14 protein-coding genes and 1 pseudogene are annotated in these 19,814 nt (G+C 70.2%); 7 read left to right on the top strand and 8 right to left on the bottom strand.

Annotated elements, in window-relative coordinates:
• Nucleotides 1-22 precede the first annotated feature (22 nt).
• On the top strand, nucleotides 23-6,748 hold the full coding sequence (locus E8D38_RS00435; RefSeq protein ID WP_140625749.1) for a response regulator: 6,726 nt from the start codon (nucleotides 23-25) through the stop codon (nucleotides 6,746-6,748).
• 46 nt (nucleotides 6,749-6,794) lie between these two features.
• Here the strand turns inward: E8D38_RS00435 and E8D38_RS00440 are convergent, their stop codons facing one another.
• The 3 genes and pseudogenes from E8D38_RS00440 to E8D38_RS00450 form a co-directional block, all read right to left on the bottom strand.
• Nucleotides 6,795-7,115, bottom strand: coding sequence for a hypothetical protein (locus tag E8D38_RS00440; protein WP_140625750.1), 321 nt, complete (start codon nucleotides 7,113-7,115; stop codon nucleotides 6,795-6,797).
• Between the two features lie 14 nt (nucleotides 7,116-7,129).
• A pseudogene (locus tag E8D38_RS00445) lies at nucleotides 7,130-7,228 on the bottom strand (RNA-binding protein); the annotation flags it as partial.
• A gap of 175 nt (nucleotides 7,229-7,403) precedes the next feature.
• Entirely contained in the window at nucleotides 7,404-7,637 is a 234-nt protein-coding gene (locus tag E8D38_RS00450; protein ID WP_140625752.1) for a hypothetical protein, read from the bottom strand.
• A gap of 221 nt (nucleotides 7,638-7,858) precedes the next feature.
• Here E8D38_RS00450 and E8D38_RS00455 point away from each other — a divergent pair, with 221 nt between their 5' ends.
• Both E8D38_RS00455 and E8D38_RS00460 read left to right on the top strand, forming a co-directional pair.
• A complete protein-coding gene (locus E8D38_RS00455; RefSeq protein ID WP_140625753.1) occupies nucleotides 7,859-8,926 on the top strand; it encodes a ribonuclease Z in 1,068 nt (355 codons plus the stop codon).
• A gap of 48 nt (nucleotides 8,927-8,974) precedes the next feature.
• Nucleotides 8,975-10,396, top strand: coding sequence for an MATE family efflux transporter (locus tag E8D38_RS00460; RefSeq protein ID WP_140625754.1), 1,422 nt, complete (start codon nucleotides 8,975-8,977; stop codon nucleotides 10,394-10,396).
• Nucleotides 10,397-10,428: 32 nt separating this feature from the next.
• Here the strand turns inward: E8D38_RS00460 and E8D38_RS00465 are convergent, their stop codons facing one another.
• Together E8D38_RS00465 and E8D38_RS00470 are read right to left on the bottom strand one after the other, a co-directional pair.
• Nucleotides 10,429-12,810 (bottom strand): glucose/quinate/shikimate family membrane-bound PQQ-dependent dehydrogenase, encoded by a 2,382-nt coding sequence (locus tag E8D38_RS00465; RefSeq protein WP_140625755.1) that lies wholly within the window; start codon nucleotides 12,808-12,810, stop codon nucleotides 10,429-10,431.
• A gap of 95 nt (nucleotides 12,811-12,905) precedes the next feature.
• Nucleotides 12,906-13,256: a PsiF family protein gene (locus tag E8D38_RS00470; RefSeq protein WP_140625756.1), complete on the bottom strand. Its 351-nt coding sequence runs from the start codon at nucleotides 13,254-13,256 to the stop codon at nucleotides 12,906-12,908.
• A gap of 202 nt (nucleotides 13,257-13,458) precedes the next feature.
• On the opposite strand from E8D38_RS00470, the gene E8D38_RS00475 reads away from it, so the two are divergent.
• Together E8D38_RS00475 and E8D38_RS00480 are read left to right on the top strand one after the other, a co-directional pair.
• Nucleotides 13,459-14,637 carry an epoxide hydrolase family protein gene (locus E8D38_RS00475; RefSeq protein WP_140625757.1) on the top strand — a complete coding sequence of 393 codons (1,179 nt, stop codon included), beginning with the start codon at nucleotides 13,459-13,461 and terminating at the stop codon, nucleotides 14,635-14,637.
• Between the two features lie 13 nt (nucleotides 14,638-14,650).
• Complete coding sequence (locus E8D38_RS00480; RefSeq protein ID WP_181178871.1) at nucleotides 14,651-15,301, top strand: helix-turn-helix transcriptional regulator; 651 nt, start codon at nucleotides 14,651-14,653, stop codon at nucleotides 15,299-15,301.
• Nucleotides 15,302-15,328: 27 nt separating this feature from the next.
• Here E8D38_RS00480 and E8D38_RS00485 read toward each other — a convergent pair whose 3' ends face one another.
• Nucleotides 15,329-15,796, bottom strand: coding sequence for a GFA family protein (locus tag E8D38_RS00485; RefSeq protein ID WP_140625759.1), 468 nt, complete (start codon nucleotides 15,794-15,796; stop codon nucleotides 15,329-15,331).
• Nucleotides 15,797-16,186: 390 nt separating this feature from the next.
• Between E8D38_RS00485 and E8D38_RS00490 the strand changes: the two genes are divergently transcribed.
• The gene (locus tag E8D38_RS00490; RefSeq protein WP_140625760.1) at nucleotides 16,187-16,666 is read left to right on the top strand and encodes an Rrf2 family transcriptional regulator; all 480 of its coding nucleotides are present in this window, start codon (nucleotides 16,187-16,189) and stop codon (nucleotides 16,664-16,666) included.
• Nucleotides 16,656-17,549, top strand: a complete 894-nt coding sequence (locus E8D38_RS00495) for an NAD(P)/FAD-dependent oxidoreductase (protein ID WP_140625905.1) — start codon at nucleotides 16,656-16,658, stop codon at nucleotides 17,547-17,549. Before E8D38_RS00490 ends, E8D38_RS00495 begins: the two co-directional genes overlap by 11 nt.
• A 34-nt stretch (nucleotides 17,550-17,583) precedes the next feature.
• Here E8D38_RS00495 and E8D38_RS00500 read toward each other — a convergent pair whose 3' ends face one another.
• A complete protein-coding gene (locus tag E8D38_RS00500) occupies nucleotides 17,584-18,069 on the bottom strand; it encodes a hypothetical protein (protein ID WP_140625761.1) in 486 nt (161 codons plus the stop codon).
• Nucleotides 18,070-18,387: 318 nt separating this feature from the next.
• Nucleotides 18,388-19,809, bottom strand: coding sequence for a patatin-like phospholipase family protein (locus E8D38_RS00505; RefSeq protein WP_181178872.1), 1,422 nt, complete (start codon nucleotides 19,807-19,809; stop codon nucleotides 18,388-18,390).
• Nucleotides 19,810-19,814 lie beyond the last annotated feature (5 nt).

The raw sequence follows: 19,814 nt of genomic DNA on the forward strand, positions 1-19,814 counted from the left end.
CGCGAACCGACGGCTGCCCGGGATGAATCCGAGGTCCTGGCACCAGATCACGTGGCTGGCGGCCACCCGCGCCTCTCGCATCGGCCGCGCCCGGGACACCGCCGACGGCTCGTCCGTGCTGCTGAAGGTCTCGACCGTCGACGTGACGACCTTTCGCGAGGAATTCGCGCTGCTTCGCAGCCTCGACATTCCAGGCCTGCTGCGGCCGCTCGAACTCACGACCGAGGGGGCGTTGCCGGCGATGGTGCTCGGCGATCGCGACGTGGCCGCGCTGTCGGCTGCGATGGATGGCCGCCCATGGGAGGTGGCCGCCGCGCTGCGCATGGGCTGCGCATTGACCCGCACGCTGGCCGGCCTGCATGCGGCCGGGGTCCCGCACGGCGACCTGCGCCCGGCCAACATCCTGCTCGAGCCCGCAACCGGCCAGACCTGGATCGCCGACCTGAGCGCGGCCGTCGAGCGGCGCCGCCGGGGCGTTGGCGAATCGGCAGCGGTCGACGACTGGGCATGGGTCGCCCCCGAACAGACGGGGCGCATGGACCGGCCGGCCGACCACCGTGCGGACTTCTATCAGCTGGGGCTGCTGCTGTACCGGGCGCTGGCAGGGCGTGCGCCCTATGAAGCGGCCGACCCGCTGGAATGGGCGCACTGTCACACGGCCCGCACGCCGGCGCCGCTGTCCGGCACGTCGCCCGGCGTGCCGGCGATCGTGTCGGACCTGGTTCTCAAGCTGCTGGCGAAGACGGCCGAGCAGCGCTACAGCCATGCCGACGCATTGCTGAACGACCTGCAGCACTGCCTGGCCGAATGGGAACGCACCGGCACGGTCGCCCCTTTCCCGCTGGGGACCGAAGACCCCCCCGACGAAATCGAGCCGCCGGGGCGGCTGCACGGCCGCCAGGCAGAGCTGGCGGCACTGGCTGAAGCTCGCGGGCGCATGGTGGCCCTGGCTCGGCCGCAGCTGGTCCTGCTGCTGGGTCCGGCCGGCATCGGCAAGACCTCGCTGGTGAAGTCCTGGCACGAATCCGTGGCCGGCAGCCATGACCGTTTCGTGGCCGCCAAGTTCGACTCGCAGCGCCGCGATGTGCCCTACGCGGCGCTGGCCCAGGCACTGGACGAACTGGTCCGGCAGCTGCTGGCCGAGCCGGAGGCGCGCATCAGCGCCTGGCGTGCCGCGCTGGCCGAGGCGCTGGGCGTCAATGCACAGGTGATGGTCGAGATGGTGCCCACGCTGGCATTGCTGCTCGGACCGCAGCCGGCTGCGGTCGAGCTGGGCCCGGCCGAGGCGCAGAACCGCCTGCGCTGGGTGCTGGCGCGCTTCGTCGGCGTCCTTGCACGCCCGGAGCACCCGCTGGTGATCTTCTTCGACGACCTGCAATGGGCTGACGTGGCCAGCCTCGGCTTGCTGCGCGACCTGCTGCTCGGCAGCACGACCGGCGCGCTGCTGGTGGCAGGCGCCTGCCGCGACCAGGAGGTCGACGCGTCGCATCCGCTGTCCGCGATGCTCGAGCAGGTGGCGGCCGGCGGCGTGGACGTCACACGCATCCCGCTGGCGCCGCTCGATGACAAGGCCATGTCGGAGCTCGTCGCCGAGGCGCTGCACACCTCGCCCGCGGAGGCCGAGCCGCTGGCCGCGCTGGTGTCCCGGCACACCCGCGGCAACCCCTTCTTCGTGCTGCAGAGACTGTCCGAACTGCGTGCCGAGGGGCTGCTCCTCCACGACGCCCGGCGCCAGGCCTGGCGCTGGGACATCGACACCATCCGCGAGCGCCAGCTGTCGGACGACGTGGTGGCGCTGGTCGAACGCCGCCTGCGCCGGCTGCCTCCCTTGGCGCGCCGTGCGCTGGAGCATGCGGCGCTGCTGGGCGGCAACGGATCCATCGACCTCCTCTCGCTGGCGCTGGACCTGTCGCCCGCCAGCACGCTCGACGCATTGGCCGACGCGAAGCGCGCGGGCCTCGTGGTCTGCGTGGGCCACCGCTATCGCTTTCCCCACGACCGGATGCACGAGGCCGCGCTGGCCCTGGTGGATCCGCACGAGCGGACCGCCCGCCACCTGCACATCGGCCGCAGGCTGCTCGCCGGACTCGAGCCCGCGGCGCTGGCCGAACACCTCTTCGAGGTGGTGCACCAGCTCAACCTGGGCGCAGCACTGATCACCGATGCCAGCCTGGCGCTGCGGCTGGCGCGCCTGAACGCGCAGGCCGGTCGCCAGGCCAAGGCCCGGCTGGCCTTCGCCCTGGCGCAGGAGCACCTCGCCAGGGCGGCAGCGGCCTGGCCGGCCGATGGCTGGGACACCTGCCGCGCCGAGACCTTCGCACTCGAGCTGGACCTGGCCGAGAGCGAACTCCTCGTCGCCCGCTTCCAGGACGCCGACGGCCGCCTGCAGGCGCTGCTCGCACGCGCGTCATCGGCCCGCGAGCGTGCACGCGTGTGCGCCCTGCGCATCCGCCTGCGCCTCGTGCCGGGCCAGTTCGGCGCCGCGGCCCAGGCAGCGCTCGATGCCCTCGGCCTGTTCGGCATCTCCTTCCCCGAGGGCGACACCCAGGCGCTGCTGGCGCAGGCGCACGCGGCGGTGAGGCGCGAGCTGGCCGGCCGCGACATCGAGACGCTGTTGAACGGACCGCCGCTGGACGACCCCGAGATCCGTACGGTGCTGGGCCTCACCGTCGATTCCTTCACCGGCATCTACATCGCCCGGCCCGACATCTTTCCGCGGCTGGTGCTGCACGCCACACAGCTGGTGCTGCGGCACGGCAACTGCGAAGAAAGCGCGGTGGTCTACACCTACTACGCCCGTGTGCTGCTGGCAGGCGGCGACATCGCCGCCGCCTTCGACTTCTCGCAGCTCGCGGTGCGGCTGAACGAGCGGCTCGACGACCACAAGCGGCGCGGCATGCTGCTGTTCTCGCACGCCGGCTTCATCCACTTCTGGCGCCGACCGTTCGCCAGCGGCCGTCCCATCCTCGACCGCGGCTTCACCGCCTGCCTGGAAGTCGGCAACTTCGTGCATGCGGCCCTGATCGCGGTCAACACCTGCCTGTACATGGTCGAAGCCGGCGAACGGCTCGAGGAGCTGTCGGCGCAGGCCGAGCGCAGCATCGAGTTCCTGCATGCAACGCACAGCGGCGGCACGCTGGAAGTGGTGCAGTGCTTCGCCCGTTTCGCACGCTGCCTGCAAGGTCGCACATCGGCGCCGGCATCGTTCGACGGCGATGGCTACGACCATGCCGCCACGGTGGCACGCATGGCCGAACAGAAGAGCCTGGCAGGACTCGGCATCGTCCACGCGCTGGAACAGATCGCAGCGTTCATCGTCGGCGCGCCGCAGGCGGCGCTGCCGGCCGCAAGCCGGACCGAAGCCGTGCTGCCGGCCGTGTTTGCGATGGCGGTGCGGCCCACCTTCGTGTTCTACCGGGCGCTCGCGCTGGCCGCCGGCTTCGGCGAGCTGTCGCCCCCCGAGCAGGCAGCCGCACTGCGCACGCTGGAGCAGGCTGCGGCCGACCTGTCGGCCTGGGCCGTGCAAAGCCCCGAGAACTATGCGACCCGGCACGCGCTGGTGGCGGCGGAACTCGCCCGCCTGCAGGGCCAGGAGCTGCGGGCCGAGCAGCTCTACGAGGAAGCGATCACCGCGGCGAGGGTCGGCATGCTGGTGCACCAGGAGGCGGTGGCCAGCGAACGGGCCGCCGCCTTCCACCGCTCGCGCGGCATGGTGCGCATGGCCGAGGCCTACCTGGCCGATGCCCACGCGGCCTATTCGCGCTGGGGCGCCACGGCGAAGCTGCGCCAGCTGGAGGCCGCCCATCCGGCGCTGCGCGCAGGCGCAGCGGCAGCGGCGGTCCCGCTCGACACGCTGGCCTTGATGAAGGCGGCACAGGCGCTGTCGAGCCAGATCGACCTGGACGCGCTGCTCGAGACGCTGATGCGCATCGCCCTCGAGCAGGCTGGTGCCCAGGCGGGGTGCCTGTACGTGGCTGCAGCCGACCGCTTCGAACTGGCGGCCCAGGCCGAGGTGAGCGGCGAAGCGCTGACGGTGCAGCTGCACCGCCCCGGCGTGCCGGTGGAAGACGGCGACCAGCGGCACCCGGCCAGCCTGCTGAACTACCTGCGACGCAGCCGCGAGCCCGTGCTGCTGGCGGACGCGACACAGCCCCACCCCTTCGCCGGCGATGCCTGCCTGCGCCAGCGCAACCCGCGCTCGGTGCTGTGCGTGCCGCTGCTGCGGCGCTCACAGGCGATCGGCGCGCTGTACCTGGAGCACCGGCTCGGCACGCACGCCTTCACCGCCACGCAGGTCACCGCGCTGGGCATGCTGGCGGCCCAGGCCGCCATTTCGCTCGAGACCGCTCAGCTGTATGCCGCGCTGAAGCAAGAGAACGACCAGCGCCGGCGCGCCGAGGCGGCCTCGCAGCAATGGCAGGCGCGCATTTCGAGGCTGGTGGACTCCAACCTCATCGCCGTGCGCATCACCGATCTGGACGGGCACATCCTCGATGCCAACGATGCCTACCTCGCCATCGTCGGCTACAGCCGCGACGAAATGCGCGCAGGCCTGCTCACGACCGAGCGCGTCACGCCGCCGGAGTACCGGGCGGCCGACGAAAAAGCCGCCCAGGAGCTGCTGGGCGCAGGCCGCTACCAGCCGTTCGAGAAGGAGTACCTGCGCAAGGACGGGACCCGCGTGCCGGTGCTGGTCGGGGGCATCCTCGTCGAAGGGCCGCCTCCGCAGACGGTCGGCTTCGTGCTCGACCTGAGCGAGCGCCGCCGTGCCGACGCCGAACGGCAGGCACGTCTGCAGGCCGAGGCCGCCAACCAGGCCAAGTCGATCTTCCTGGCCAACATGAGCCACGAGATCCGCACACCCATGAACGCCATCCTCGGCATGTCCCAGCTGGCCCTGCAAAGCGGCTTGAACGAGACACAGGCCCGCTACGTGCATCACGTGCAGCGCGCCGCGGAGTCGCTGCTGTCCATCCTCAACGACATCCTCGACCTGTCCAAGATCGAGGCGGGCCACCTGGAGATGGAGCAGGTGGAGTTCGACATCGACGACGTCCTGGACCGCCTTGCGTCGGTGATCGGCCTCAAGGCCGAGGAGAAAGGTGTCGAGCTGGTGTATGCGCTGCCGCCGCGCCTGCCGCGCAGGCTGCTGGGCGACCCGACGCGGCTCGGCCAGGTGCTGCTGAACCTGGCCAGCAACGCGGTGAAGTTCACCGAACGCGGCGAGGTGCTCCTCACGGTGGCGCAGGGTGCGCGCGAGGATGGCAGCATCCAGCTCGTCTTCGAGGTCAGCGATACCGGCATCGGCATGAAGCCGGAAGAGATCTCCCGCCTGTTCCAGCCCTTCACCCAGGCCGACAGCTCCACCACCCGGCGTTTCGGCGGCACCGGCCTGGGCCTCGTCATCTGCCGGCGGCTGGTGCAGCTGATGGGCGGCGAGATCACGGTGGACAGCGAGCCCGGGCGTGGAAGCAGGTTCCGCTTCACCGCCCGTTTCGGCCTGCCGGAAGCAGCGGTGGCCCCGCCGCGCGGCTTCGAGCAGCTGCAGGGCCTGCGGGTGCTTGTCGTCGATGACAACGAGTGCGCCCGCGAGCAGATGGCCGAGATGGCCCGCGCGATGGCACTCGACGCCGCGACGGCCGCCGACGGCGCCGGCGCGCTGGCGGCCATCGCCGGAGCGGACCGCGCCGACCGCTCGTTCAACCTGGTGCTGCTCGACTGGAAGATGCCCGGCATGGATGGCGTCGAGGTGGCGCGCCGGCTGGTGGGCATGCAGCTGCGGCATCAGCCGCCGTCGGTCCTGATGGTCACCGCATTCAGCCGCGACGAAGCCCGGCGCCGCGCCAGCGCAGCCGCTGCGCCGGTGGCCGCCATGCTGGCCAAGCCGGTCACGCCGTCGACCCTGCTGGACGCCTGCCTGGAGGTGCTGCTGCCTGCCCGCGCCGCAGCCGCCGCCCCCGCCGTCGACGACATCGTGCTCGAGCGGCAGCAGCAGGCCCTCGCCGGCATCCGGCTGCTGCTGGTCGAGGACAACCCGGTGAACCAGGAACTGGCCTGCGAAGTCCTGCGCCGCGCCCAGGTCGACGTAGCGGTGGCCGACAACGGCCTGCGCGCGCTGCAGATGCTGGAACAGCAGCCCTTCGACGGCGTGCTGATGGACTGCCAGATGCCGGTGCTCGACGGCTACGAGACCACGCGCCGCCTGCGCCAGGACCCGCGTTGGGCGCAGCTGCCGGTGATCGCGATGACGGCCAACGCCATGCTGTCCGACCGCGCGGACGCCCTTGCGGCGGGCATGAACGACCACATCGCCAAGCCGATCAAGCTCGGGCAGTTGTTCGCCACCCTGGCGCGCTGGATCCATCCCACACCGGCCCCTCTGCCAGCGCCGGGCCCTTTCGACGACAACGCTCTGCGCGACAGCGGCGTGCAACCCGGCAGCCCCCTGCACCACCGGCTGCTCGCCATGTTTGCCGAGCGCGGAGCGCAGTTCGCCGAGCGGTTCGAGGCCGCGGCGGACGATCGCGTCACGGCTGCCCGCCTGGCCCACGACCTCAAGTCAGAGGCCGCGCTGCTGGGCGCTCGCCAACTGGTCAGCCTGGCCGCAGAACTCGAGGCTGCGTGTGCCCGGGGCGCGCCCGCCTCCGAGATCCGGGCGTGCCTGCACGGCGTGGAGGCTGCGCTGGCACCGGTGGTCGAAGCCGCTGCTTCGCGCGCCCCTGCGACGGGCCTCGAAGAAGCACCCTGAGCGACGGTCTCGCCGCCTGCGACACCCCCGAGCCGTCGTCGCGGCGTCAATGCCGCTTGGAGGGAGGCTGGCTGAACAGCTTTGCAGCGCGGCCTTTCAGCTCGAGCAGTTCGCTGGCCGTGACCGAGTAGCGGCCGCCCACCGCATCCACTTCGATGCGGAACTCCACCTCGCGCGCGCCATTGCGCAGGATGCCGACGGTGAACTCATAGTCCCGGCGGGCTGCAGGAATGCCCGACGCTGCAACGTCGTAGGCCTCGTAGCGAACGTTGCGGATCTCTCCGCTGGCCAGGTCGAGCTCGCCCTGTGACGTCACTTCGTCTTCGCTCAGTTCGTCGATGATGGAGATCGGAAGCTTCAGGTCCACGGCAGTGCTCAATCCTTGGCCGAGGTGACGGTGCCGAACCCGGAGAAATGTCGTTGAAGGTCGTCGTCGCGCACGGAATACGGCAGATCGCCGACGTAGAGTTTGCTGGTCATCTGGGGTGCCTGTCAGTGGATGGCGTGCACAGGAGATACCTGTGTCCGGCAGGGGCAGGCCGTTCGCGTTTCCATTCTTTCCAGAGAAGGTTCGGCTACCAGCCCGCTCAGCGGCGGCGGGAGTGTGACACATCGACACCCGGCCGGCGCAGGCGGTGCTGCGCCGGGGCAGCTGCTACCACTCCGACAGCGACTGCGGTGTGGGCCAGAACAGGCGCCCATTGGCCTGGACCACATAGCTCAGCGTTTCTCGCGGCTGTTGATCCTTGAACTCGAAGCCGAGCAGGCCGGGGCGCACGCCTGCCGGGATGACAGCCTCCACACGCGCCCCCACGAGCTTCTGCCGGCCGGAGGGGGTCGAGGCCCGCATCAGCACGGGATCGCCTACCTTGAAGTACTGGATGTTCATGCAACGACGGGAGTTGGCGCGGCCGGTCGGGCAGGCCGCCATATCTGCTCTCGGCGACGGAGTATGACCCCGCCGGCCGGCAAAACAGCCCCCCGGATGCGCGCCTGTCTCACCGTCGCGACGTGTCAATTTCCTCGCGATCTCAAAGTGCGGCGAAGTCGTAACGAATGCAACGACGCGCTGCATCCCGGCCCCCGATGCCACTGTCTTAAGCTCGCCGGATGTGGACGCTTTTCGATCACCAGCCCGTCAACGACAGCTTTGGCGATTCCGCCGTCCATGTGGACTTTCGCGACGGGCGCAGGGGCCTGCTCATCGACCTCGGGGACATCCGCGCGCTGCCGCCGCGCAAGCTGCTGCGGCTGTCCCACATCTTCGTCACCCACACACACATGGACCACTTCAGCGGCTTCGACCACTGGCTGGCCGTGGTGCTGGCGCGCAAGGCCCGGGTCACGTTGTACGGCGGGCCGCAGTTCATTTCGCAGGTGGAACACAAGCTGCGCGCCTACACCTGGAACGTGGCGCCTCGCTATGCAGTGGCGCTGAACCTCGAGGTGCGGGAGATCGGCACCGACGGCCTCATCCGGCGGGCAAGGTTCTCGAGCAGCGCAGGCTTCCAGCGCGAAGCGCTGGAGTCGACTCCCATGGTTCAGGACGTCATCCACGATGAACTCACCTTCCGCGTGCGTGCCCGCTTCGTGGACCACGGGATGCCGTGCCTGGCCTTTGCGCTGGAAGAGAAGGCCGCCGTCCGCGTGGCAGGCGACCGGCTCGCGGCCATGGGCTTCACCACCGGCGCATGGCTGCGAGAACTCAAGCATGCGGTGCTCACCGGCGCGCCAGGCGAAACGCCCATCCTCGTGGAGTGGAACGACCGTCAAGGCGCGCATGCGGTCACGCGCACCGTGGACGACCTGCGCCCGCTCGTGCTGGACGTGGCGCCGGGCAAGCGCCTGGGCTACGTGACGGACCTGCGCTACACCGAGGCCAACGTGCAGACGCTCGTCGAGCTGCTCGCGGGCGTGGACACGCTCTACATCGAGAGCGTGTTCCTGGCCGCCGATGAGGATCACGCCAGGCGCAAGAACCACCTGACGGCGTGGCAGGCCGGCGACATCGCGCGCCGGGTGGGTGCACGGTCGCTGGTGCCCATGCACCACTCGCCGCGCTATGAAGGACGTGGCGGTGAGCTGGTGGCCGAAGCCATGGCCGCCTGGGGTGGTCCACCCCGCCGCGTCCCCGCGTCGGCCGATGTCGATTCCGGCCCGGCTCGTTCGTCGTGTTGAACAAGGCAACCCGGGCGCGGCGCAGCCGCCCCCCTCAACGGAGTCCCGATGAACCCGATCGAAGCAACCCCTTCCCCTGAGCAGCGCCGGTCCCTCTGGCGCGAACTCGGCGACGCGATCCGCGGCACCGGCGCCGACTACACCAAGATCCCGCTGCGGCGCGCGGTGTTCCTGCTGGCCGTGCCGATGGTGCTCGAGCTGGTGCTCGAGTCGACCTTCGCCGTCGTGGACATCTGGTTCGTCGCCAAGCTGGGCGCCTCGGCGGTGGCGACGGTCGGACTCACCGAGACCTTCCTGTTCCTGCTGTACGCGGTGGGCATCGGCCTCGCGATGGCGGTCACAGCGGTCGTTGCCAGACGAACCGGCGAAGGCGACCCCGAGGCAGCTGCGGTCAGCGCCGCGCAGGCCATGTGGATCGCCGTGCTGGCTTCGCTGCCGTTTGCGGCGGGCGGCATCCTCTTCGCGCGCGAGCTGCTGCAGCTCATGGGCGCCGACACCTGGACGCTGACGCACGGCGTGCGCTACATGCAATGGATGCTGGGCAGCAACATGGTCATCATGCTGCTGTTCGTCTGCAACGCGATCTTCCGCGGCGCCGGCGACGCGGCGGTGGCCATGCGGGTGCTGTGGGTCTCCAACGGCCTGAACCTCGTGCTCGACCCTATCCTGATCTTCGGGCTGGGGCCGATCCCGGCGCTGGGCGTCGAGGGGGCGGCGATCGCCACCGTCATCGGCCGCGGCACCGGCGTGGCGATGCAGCTGTGGATCCTGCTGCGCGGCAGCCGCCACATCCGCATCCGCATCGCCCAGCTCGCCATCGAGGCGGCCACCCTGTGGCACATCGTGCGCACCTCGCTCGGCGGCATCGGCCAGATGATCGTGGCCATGACGGCGTGGATCTTCCTGATGCGCATCCTGGCCGCCATCGGCAGCGATGCGGTGGCCGGCGCCACCATCGCCATCCGCCTGATGATGTTCACGCTGATGCCGGCCTGGGGCATGTCCAACGCGGCGGCCACCCTTGTGGGCCAGAACCTCGGCGCTGGCGAACCGGGCCGTGCCGAGGCATCGGTGTGGCGCATCGGCTGGTACAACATGGCGTTCACCGTCGCGGTGTCGGTCGTCTTCTTCCTGTTCCCGCGCGAACTGATCGGCCTGTTCACCACCGAAAGCGCCGTCATCGACATCGGCGCCGAATGGCTGCGCATCCTGTCTTACTCCTACTTCGTCTACGGCTGGTGGATGGTCTCGGTGCAGGCCTTCAACGGCGCGGGCGACACGGTGACGCCGACCAAGATCAACCTCGTGTTCTTCTGGCTGATCCAGATCCCGCTCGCCTGGCTGCTGGCGCTGCAGATGGACCTGCAGGCCACCGGCGTGTTCTGGGCGGTGTTCGCCTCCGAGACCTCGGTGGGCCTGTTCACGCTGTGGCTGTTCACCCGCGGCCGGTGGAAGACGGTGCGTGTCTGAGCCGGGCCCGGACTGGCCTCGCCTGGCCGCCTTCAGCGGCGCGGCAAGGCGTAGGCGATGACGGAATCGCCCGCCTTGGTTTCGGTCGACCCGTGGCCGCCCGCGGCCACCAGCAGGTACTGCCGGCCATCGGCCCCTGTGTAGGTCATCGGGGTGGCCTGCCCGCCGGCGGGCAGGCGGTGCTTCCACAGCTCGCGGCCGTCGGCCAGGTCGTAGGCGCGCACGTAGTAGTCCATGGTGCCGGACAGGAACGCCACGCCGCCCGCCGTGACCATGGGCCCGCCCAGGCTCGGCACGCCCATGCGCAGCGGCATCGGTATCGGCGCGAGGTCGCGCACCGTGCCGTTGCGATGCATCCAGACCACGTCGCCCTTGGCCAGGTCGACCCCGGCCACATAGCCCCATGGCGGCTCCTGGCACGGAATGCCCAGCGGCGACAGGAAGGGCTCCATCTTCGAAGCGAAGGGCGCACCGAAGTTTTCGTTGAGTGCGGGCAGGCTGCCGGGTGGTCGCTCGCCGCCCTCCTGCACCAGCAGCGTCCTGTCGTCCGGCCTGGGCACCAGCTCCGACACGAAGGCCAGGTAGGCCGGCGTGGTGAACGCGATGCCGCGACGCGGATCGACCGCGATGCCGCCCCAGTTGAAGACGCCGAAGTTGCCGGGGTGCACGAGCGTGCCCTGCGTGGTCGGTGGCGTGAATCGCCCCTCGTACCGCAGCCGGTGGAACGCGATGCGGCAGGTCAGCTGGTCGAACACGGTGGCGCCCCACATGTCGCGGCTGCGCAGCGGCGGCGGGGCCAACGACAGCGCCGACTGAGGCTGTGTGGCGTGGGTGCGGTCGCCCTGCGCTGCCCCCTGCGGCGCGGGCACCTCGCGCACCGGCAGCAGGGGCCGGCCGTCGCGGCGGTCGAGCACGAAGAGCTCGCCCTGCTTGGTCGGCTGCACGAGGGCCGGCACGGTGCGGTCGCCGACGCGCAGGTCCACCAGGCTCGGCTGCGACGGCACGTCGTAGTCCCACAGGTCGTGGTGCACCGTCTGGAACACCCAGCGCACCCGACCCGTTGCGAGATCGAGGGCGACGACGGAAGACGAATACCGCTCCACCGCTTCGCTGCGGCGGCCGCCCCACTGGTCGGGCGGCTGGTTGCCCATGGGCACGTAGACCATGCCGAGCGCCTCGTCCACGCTCGAGACGGACCAGCTGTTCGGTGAATTGGCCAGGTACTTCCGGCCCGGCCCGATGGGCGCGGTGGCCTCGGGGTTGCCGGAGTCCCAGTTCCACACCAGCTCGCCGGTCTCGATGTCGAAGGCGCGGATCACGCCGGACTGTTCGTTCACCGACACGTTGTCGAGCACCGTGCCTCCCACGATCACCAGCCGGCTCGTCACCGCGGGGGGCGAGGTGGAGTAGTAGGCACCGGGGCGGCGGTTGGGCATGTTGGCCCACAGGTCGATCGCCCCGCGGCCGCCGCCGAAGCTGGTGCAGTCGGCGCCCGTGTCGGGGTTCAGTGCCACCAGGCGGCCGTCGGCCGTCGGCATGAAGAGCCTGGCGGAGCAACCGTCATGGCCACCGCCGGCGGCCGCCCGCGCCGGCTGGTAGGCCAGGCCGCGGCAGGTGAGGTGCTGCAGCGCCAGCTCCTGCGGCAAGGCGAGGTCGCGGCGCCAGACTTCCTTGCCGGTGGTCGCGTCCAGCGCGATCACCGACTGGTGCGGCGTGCACAGGAAGAGCCGCTCGCCCACCTTCAGCGGCGTCACCTCGAAGGTGGTTTCCTTCGGGTCGCCCGGGCGCCCGCGCACATCGCCCGTGCGGTAGTGCCAGGCCACCTGCAGGTCACCCACGTTCTGCGGGGTGATCTGGGCCAGCGGCGAGTAGCGCTGGCCGGCACCGGTGCGACCGTAGGCATGCCACTCGCCGTCCGGCACGGCCTCGGCCTGGCCGGCCGACAGCGACGCCGCCGCTTGCGGCAGGCGGCCCTCGATCGTGCGAGGGTCATGCAGCCAGGAGGCCCCCGCAGCCAGCAGACAAGCCGCCAGCGCCAACGCCAGCGCCGTGCCGCCCCGCGCCGGGCCTTCGTGGTGGAGGGAACTGCGTACCCAACCTTGCATGAGGACCAGCCCGAGCACGAACCACACGTCGAGCCGGGCCGCCAGGGGCCACCAGTCCAGGCCCGCTTCCCACAGGGCCCAGCCCAGCGTCGCGGCCAGCAGGCCGGCATAGGCCCACAGCGCCGATGCCCTGCGACGTACCAGCAGCACGGCGGTGAGCAGCGAGCCCAGCCCGGCCAGCAGGTAGTACCAGGAGTCGCCATAGGCCACCAGCCAGACGCCGCCGGCAAGGAGGCCAACGCCGATGGCCGCCAGCAGGACGCCCATCACCCAGGGACCCTTGGCTACGCGAACCTTGCTCTCGTGCATCGCCGTTGCCTCCGTTTCGACGAATCACGTCGGCAAGCGGAGTGCCACGCGGCCCTGCGTGCGGGGCAGGAGGCGCCTTCGGCGCCGGCAACTTGCTACTTGAGCGCATCCCCCACGCACTTGGACACGGAGCTGTTGCGAGCCGCCCCGGACAGCTTCTTGTCGTCCGCCGCGGCGTCGCAGGTGGTCTGCACATCCGGCGTCGCGTCGGCCACGCACTTCTTGACGAAGCTGCTCTTCGCAGCACCCGCCAGCTTCTTCTCGGCGGCCTGCGCATTGCAGGAGGTCTTCGATGCGGCCACCGCGTCGCTGGTGCATTTCTTCAGGAAACTGGCCTTGGCCGCACCGGCCAGGTTCTTCGCGCCGGCCTGCGCGACACATGAATCGGCGGCATGGGCGCCTGCGGCGGCCAGCGACATCACCAAGGCGGCGAGTGCAGTTCTCATGGGGGAGCTCCGGGAGAGTTGATGACGGTCGCCACTCTAGCGCCACGCCCCCCGGCAGGTGCAGCGCGCTGCGTCCGGGCTCGATGGTTGCCTGTCGCAGGCCGCGGCCCTCGCGGCAGGTCTCGTCGGTTTTCTACAAGACCCGGGAGCGCCCGCGCGCGACAGTCTGGTCGTCCCAAACCGCCCCACCGAGGAGCCTTCCATGTCCACCATCCGCCCGTTCCAGATCGAGATCCCGCAGGACCGCATCGACGACCTGCGCCGCCGCCTGAAGCAGACCCGCTGGCCGCATGCCACGGTGCAGGACTTCAGCCGCGGCCAGCCGGTGTCGCGGGTGCGCGAGCTGGCCGAGTACTGGGCCGAAGGCTTCGACTGGCGCGCCCGCGAGGCGCAGCTCAACCGCATCCCGCAGTTCATGACCGAGATCGACGGCCAGCCGATCCACTTCATGCACGTGCGCTCCAGGGAGCCGGCAGCCTTTGCGCTGATCCTCACCCATGGCTGGCCGAGATCGCCGGCCGAGTACCTCGACCTCATCGGCCCGCTGACCGATCCGCGCGCCCACGGCCTGGATCCTTCTGTCGCCTTCGACGTGGTGATCCCTTCGCTGCCCGGCATGGGGCTCTCGTCTCCGCTGGCCGCCCCCGGCTGGGATGCGGCGCGCACCGCGGCCGCCTGGGACACGCTCATGAAGCGCCTGGGCTACACCCGCTACGGGGCGCAGGGCGGCGACGTGGGGGCGCTGGTCACCCGGGAGCTCGGCATCCTCGGCCCGCAGGGGCTGGCCGGCGTCCACCTGCAGCAGATCTTCGCCTTCCCTACCGGCGCGCCGGGCGAGATGGAAGGCCTGTCGCCCTTCGAGCTCGAAGGCATGGGCACCCTGGGCTCCTTCCAGAAGTACGCGGGCTACGTGGACATCCAGTCCAAGCGCCCGGGCACGCTGGCCTACGGTCTGGTGGACTCGCCGGCCGCCCTGCTGGCGTGGAACTCCGAGCTGTTCTACGGCTTCGAGGGCCAACAGGCAGCCCAGGTAGACCGCGACCGCTTCCTGACGCACGTGTCGCTGTACTGGTTCACCGCCACCGGCGGCCAGGCGGCCGAGTCGTACCTGGAGAACGCACGCACCGGCGCCGGCTATCGCGAGCTGCCCAACCACACGCCCACCGCGGTGGCGAGCTTCCCTGAGGATTTCCGCTCGGTCCGCAAGTTCGCGGCCCGCTCCAACCATCGGTTGGTACAGTGGACCGAGATGCCGCGCGGCGGCCATTTCGCCAACGAAACGGAGCCCGGTCTGGTGATCGACGACCTGCGCCGCTTCTTCGGCGGCCTGCAGGGAAGCGATGGAGCAGACCAACCGGCCCGACATTCCACCGGTCGTTGAAGCACGCGAGCGCATGGCGGACTCGCTGCTGGCGACCCGCATCCGCCATGCCCGCTACCTGGGCGCGGCTCGCGAAGTGGCGCTGCCCGACGGCTCCTGGGACCTGCTCTTCGTGCGCAAGTCGGGCGGTCCCTGGACAGTGATCCAGACCGGGCAGATCGCCGCGCCGGTGGAGGTGCACAGCGATGCCGGCGACGAGATGCTCACCATCGCCTTGCGCCCCGAGGTCTACATGCCGCGCCTGCCGGGTCGGCTGACGCTGAACCAGGGCGTGCTGCGGCCGGTCGAGGGCGACCGGCGGTTCTGGATCGAGGGAGAACGCTTCGAGATCCCGGACTTCGAGAACGCCGAGCAACTGGTGGCGGCGCTCACGCGCAAGGGGCTGCTCGAGCGCGACCCGGTGGTGGCGCTGGCCCTGCGCGGCGCACGCCAGCGCCTCGACGAGCGCAGCGTGCAGCGCCACTTCGCCGACGTGACCGGACTGGGCCTCAAGGCCTTCCAGCAGATCGAACGTGCCCACGAGGCCGCCGGGCTGCTGCGCGCGGGGCAGACCCCGTCACAGGTGGCCGCCGCACTCGGCTTCACCGACCAGGCGCACCTCACTCACTCGCTCAAGCGCATCCTGGGGCAGACGCCGGGCCGGATGGCCAAGGCGGCGGGCTGAGCGGAGCGCAGGCCGCAGCGCCAGGACTCAAGTGGCCGGCAGACCGCCCTCCATGTCGCCCGGGATGAACGGGTTCTCGGCCTCGTACTCGGCCCGGGTCTTGCGCCGGTGATCGCCGGCGAGCTGGATCGAAGCCATGGCCCGGTCCACGTAGATCTCGGAGCGCAGCGGCCAGCCGCGGGCCGCGTCGAACAGGCCGGGCATCAGCTCATACCTCCGAGGCTCGCCCCCCTCCTCGACATCGTTGAACCACAGATGGGAGCCGCATCGAGGGCAGAAGGCCCGCTCGGCGAACGAAGAGGATCGGTAGCGCGCGACCTCGCCCGTCACGGTGACAGCAGAGGCTTCGGCAGTGAAGCACAGGAAGAGTCCGCCGGTCCATCGCTGGCACATGCGGCAGTGGCAGGCGCCCACGCGAGGGTCGTGGTCGCCTGCCACCGTGATGCTCACGGCGCCGCACAGGCAGCGGCCGGTGATCCCCTTGTTTCCGGACATGGCGGTTCTCGTGGATGAAGCGGTGTTTGCTCCGGCGGTCTTTGGCTGCATGTTCGAGTCTCCTGCGTTGGCCTCAGCCAAAGGGCAACCAGCGGTCCCGGCCGGGCTGCCGGGCGGCCATCGCATGCGGCACGCTATCCACACAAGCTGTGGACAAACCTGTGAAGCGTCCGTGCATCGCGTTCGGCAGCCCCCGCCGGCTATGGCATCTCGTTCGACCGCCCCAATTTGTGGCAGGCCCGACGGTTGAGGGCGATGGAGGCGCCAGCTGTCGGCCGGGCAGAGACAGACAGCCCCTCCAATGCGCTGGCTCACCATTCCGCTGCCGTTGCGAAGCGGCAAGAACCCCTGCCTGGCATGCGGGAAATTTCATGCAACTCATAATGTTGCATGAAGAAAGACAGCCGACTCTCCGACGTCTTGCACGTGCTCATGCATATGGCCGAGGGCGATGGCCCGGCCACGTCCGAATCCCTGGCCACGGCCATGCACACGAATCCGGTTGTGCTGCGCCGGCTGATGTCGGGCCTGCGCGAGTCGGGCTTCGTCGCGTCCGCCAGAGGTCACGGAGGCGGCTGGGTGCTCAGCTGCGCACTCGACCGCATCACGCTGCGTGACGTGCACGAGGCGCTTGGGGCGCCGGCCTTCGTGTCGCTCGGCTTCCGCGAGGACCGGCCCGAATGCCTGGTCGCGCAGGCCGTCAACGATGCCCTTGGCGCGGCGGTGCGCGACGCAGAGTCCTTGCTGCTCGAACGCCTGGGCGCAGTGACGCTGGCCACGTTGTCGCAGGACTTCCACCGCCGACTGGCCCGCCGACCGGGGGCCACCACACATCGACTGGAGACGCACCGCCATGCAGATGCAGATTGACTTCGCCGTCATCGGCGGCAGCTTTGCCGGCCTCTCGGCCGCGCTTCAGCTGGCGCGCGCCCGCCGCCAGGTGCTGGTGGTGGACGGCGGTCAGCGCCGCAACCGCTTCGTCGACGCCGCAGGGCTTCAGTCCCACGGCTTCCTGACGCAGGACGGCCGGGCGCCCGCGGACATCGCGGCCGACGGCCGGGCGCAGCTGCTGCGCTACCCCAACGTGCAGTGGCTGGACGGCACGGCGGATGACGCACGCATCGAGGCCAACGGGCGGCTGGCGTTCCGCGTCGGCGACCGGGCCGTCAGCGCCGGCCGGCTCATCCTCGCCACCGGCGTGCGCGACGAACTGCCCCCCGTGCCCGGCCTGGCCGAACGCTGGGGCAGCAGCATCTTCCACTGCCCCTACTGCCACGGCTACGAACTCGAGGCGGGCGACATCGGCATCATCGCCGCCACACCGATGGCGCACCATCATGCCGTCATGCTGCCGGACTGGGGCCGAGTGACGCTGTTCCTGAACGGCGTCTACGCACCAGGCGACGCGGAACTTGCCGAACTGGCCAAGCGCGGCACGCGGGTCGAGGCCACGCCGGTGGTGCGCATCGAGGGAAAGGCCGATGTCGTGCTGGCGGACGGCCGCGTGTTGCGCATGGCCGGCCTGTTCACGCAGCCGTCCACGTCACCGGCCAGCCCTGTCGCCGAGCAGCTCGGCTGCGCGATGGTGGAAGGGCCGATGGGCCCCTTCATCCAGGTCGGCCCCACGCAGGAGACCAGCGTTCCTCACGTCTTTGCCTGCGGCGACGCCGCCCGCGCGGCGGGGAACGTGGCGCTGGCGGTGGGCGACGGTGTCATGGCGGGCTTCGGCGCCCACCGATCGACGATGTTCTAGGGAAGGAGTGCCAGCCGCTGCTCGACGCTGGAAGTCAGCGCTTTGCGCGCAACTTCACCGCGGCATCCAACTCGGCCAGCACACGCGCATCGGGCCGGCGCATGTCCGCCGTCAGCCCCTGCTGATGCTGCAGCGCCATCGTGTCCGGTCGCTCCTTCAGGTCGAGGTCGAGCGTGCTGTTGACCGTCATCAGGGCCGACAGCGGCTGCGAACGAGCCTGCGGTGGCTCCTGCGTTTCGACATGGTGCGCCGCGTCCGGGTGCGGCACGGCAGCAGCGGGAGCCTGCGCCGCCCGTCGCGCCGATGACAACGCATTGAGCGGCTGACGTGGCGTGATGGCGCCGGGCCGGTGAGCGGGGGCGCGCCTGGCGGGCGGCAGCCGCTCCGCGGCCTGCGTCGCGGGAAGCTTCTGCCGCGCGTCGGTGGCTGCGTCGGCCTTTTCTTCGCGGATCGTGGCCGGCGACGTCTCATGGGCGTCGGGCAAGGCCGCTGGTTGGGTGCAGAGTTTCAGCGCTGACATCGTGGTTCTCTTTCCGCGAGCATCGGGCGCGCCCGGCAACCGGACACCGGACACCGCGAAGCAAGGCTTCACCGCGCGAAGGAGGATGGCTCATGCATTGGTTGGGACCGTCTGTGCTTCACGCGCGCGACCAACCCAGCCCGCCAGGGCGCCGCCGAACAGCAGCAGAGGCACCAGCGACCACCGCCTCCCTGAGGCAGGTATACGACAACCCTTCAACAAGACGCGACTTTGCCAGCGATTCAGCACCTCAAGGCTGTGGTCGAGACTCCGAACTGCGACGCCGTCTTGTCGGTTGGGCGAACCACTTTCCCAACCCTAGCGCTTCCCCTTCGTCATGTCGTTCAACTCTGCGGCGCCACTTGCACTTACCAGATCACGAACGAGCTGCCGAAACTGCGGTGATGCGCGCAGCGCCTCGCGCCCGGCTTGCTGCAGGCGACGCACATCCGACGGGTCGATCGTGAACGCAGTGGGCACCTGCAGCAGGCTGCGGCGCAAGCGGTGGTCCCCGACGTCGCGCAGGCTGACGCTCACGACCTGGATCTGCGCATCAGCGGCGAACGGGCTGCCCGGCGTGCCGCGCTGCTGTGCCAGCTCGCGGCTCCAGCGCTGCACGTCGTCGTTGAGGATTGCCAGCGTCACCTGCGTCTCGCGGGAGCCGGCCCCGAAGACCAGCGCGTCCAGCACCTGCCCCGTGGTGGGCACGTGGTCGCTGTGGTCGATGCGTTCGGTGATGTCGCGCTCGGAGTTCACGACGATGAGGACCAGCCTGCGAATGGATCCCGGCGCGGCATCCGGAAAGCTCTCCTTCATGGAGCCGCCGGCGATCAGGTGGTCCAGCAGCGTGCGCACGCCGAGGTTGTCGGAAAGCCCGCCGTCCACGAGGTGCACGAAGGGCCGCTCCTTCGTGTCGAGATAGCTTTGCGCATTGGCGTTGAGCAGGCGGGCGCGGAAGTTGTCCGCCATGCCGACTGCCTGCGGCGACGGCAGTGCACACTGGCCCGCAAAGTTGCGCAGCGTCATCGGCGTCAGCAGCAGCGGCACGGCCGACGACGAAGCGACCGCGAACGACAGCGGCACGCTGCCGAGATCGGAGCAGATCAGCTGAAACTGCTCGAGCGTGAACTCGAAAGGCGCACCGGTGGTCAGGTCGGTGGCCGTGACCAGCAGCTCCGGACCGCGCGGCCGTGCCAGCAGGTCGCCAAAGGTGCGGCCGCGGTAGAGCGCATCGAGCCGCTGCGCCAGCACATTGCTGCGGCCGAACCAGGGCGATGTCAGTTCGTGCATCGTCGCCGGCGCGAGTGCCTTGCCGATCAACCCGCCCTCGAAATCATCGAGCAGGAAGTCCTGTTCGAAGCGATCCAGCCCCTCGGCGCCGAACGCGGCGTAGTAGGTGGCGAGCACGCTGCCCCCTGACACGCCGCTGATCAGCCCCACTTCGTCGAGCAGCGTGGTCTCGCGGCCTTCCCAGATGAAGTTCGTGGCCTTCAGCTCCTGCAGCACGCCAAGGCCGAAAGCCGCCGCGCGCGCTCCGCCGCCAGACAGCGTCACCGCAGCCACGATGGAAGAACCGCCTGGGTTGCGCGGTTGTTGCGGGCGGGCCGCTGCCGACGTTGCGGCGTCTTCGCGCATGGGCACGTTCTGCCACGGGCGCATGGACGAGCACGCCGACAGCGCGAACGCGACCAGCACGACGGCCGTCGCGCGGAGCCAGCGGTGAACAGCGGGATCCAGCATGACGG

Source organism: Methylibium rhizosphaerae (assembly GCF_006386545.1).
Taxonomy (GTDB): Bacteria; Pseudomonadota; Gammaproteobacteria; order Burkholderiales; family Burkholderiaceae_C; genus Pseudorivibacter; species Pseudorivibacter rhizosphaerae.

Excerpts from the sequence above, each read along its gene's own strand:
- E8D38_RS00460 (WP_140625754.1), top strand. The coding sequence starts at position 8,975 with ATGAACCCGATCGAAGCAACCCCTTCCCCTGAGCAGCGCCGGTCCCTC.
- E8D38_RS00455 (WP_140625753.1), top strand. The coding sequence starts at position 7,859 with ATGTGGACGCTTTTCGATCACCAGCCCGTCAACGACAGCTTTGGCGAT.
- E8D38_RS00480 (WP_181178871.1), top strand. The coding sequence starts at position 14,651 with ATGGCGGACTCGCTGCTGGCGACCCGCATCCGCCATGCCCGCTACCTG.
- E8D38_RS00450 (WP_140625752.1), bottom strand. The coding sequence starts at position 7,637 with ATGAACATCCAGTACTTCAAGGTAGGCGATCCCGTGCTGATGCGGGCC.
- E8D38_RS00495 (WP_140625905.1), top strand. The coding sequence starts at position 16,656 with ATGCAGATTGACTTCGCCGTCATCGGCGGCAGCTTTGCCGGCCTCTCG.
- E8D38_RS00470 (WP_140625756.1), bottom strand. The coding sequence starts at position 13,256 with ATGAGAACTGCACTCGCCGCCTTGGTGATGTCGCTGGCCGCCGCAGGC.
- E8D38_RS00505 (WP_181178872.1), bottom strand. The coding sequence starts at position 19,809 with ATGCTGGATCCCGCTGTTCACCGCTGGCTCCGCGCGACGGCCGTCGTG.
- E8D38_RS00475 (WP_140625757.1), top strand. The coding sequence starts at position 13,459 with ATGTCCACCATCCGCCCGTTCCAGATCGAGATCCCGCAGGACCGCATC.
- E8D38_RS00500 (WP_140625761.1), bottom strand. The coding sequence starts at position 18,069 with ATGTCAGCGCTGAAACTCTGCACCCAACCAGCGGCCTTGCCCGACGCC.
- E8D38_RS00465 (WP_140625755.1), bottom strand. The coding sequence starts at position 12,810 with ATGCACGAGAGCAAGGTTCGCGTAGCCAAGGGTCCCTGGGTGATGGGC.
- E8D38_RS00485 (WP_140625759.1), bottom strand. The coding sequence starts at position 15,796 with ATGTCCGGAAACAAGGGGATCACCGGCCGCTGCCTGTGCGGCGCCGTG.
- E8D38_RS00435 (WP_140625749.1), top strand. The coding sequence starts at position 23 with ATGAATCCGAGGTCCTGGCACCAGATCACGTGGCTGGCGGCCACCCGC.
- E8D38_RS00490 (WP_140625760.1), top strand. The coding sequence starts at position 16,187 with ATGAAGAAAGACAGCCGACTCTCCGACGTCTTGCACGTGCTCATGCAT.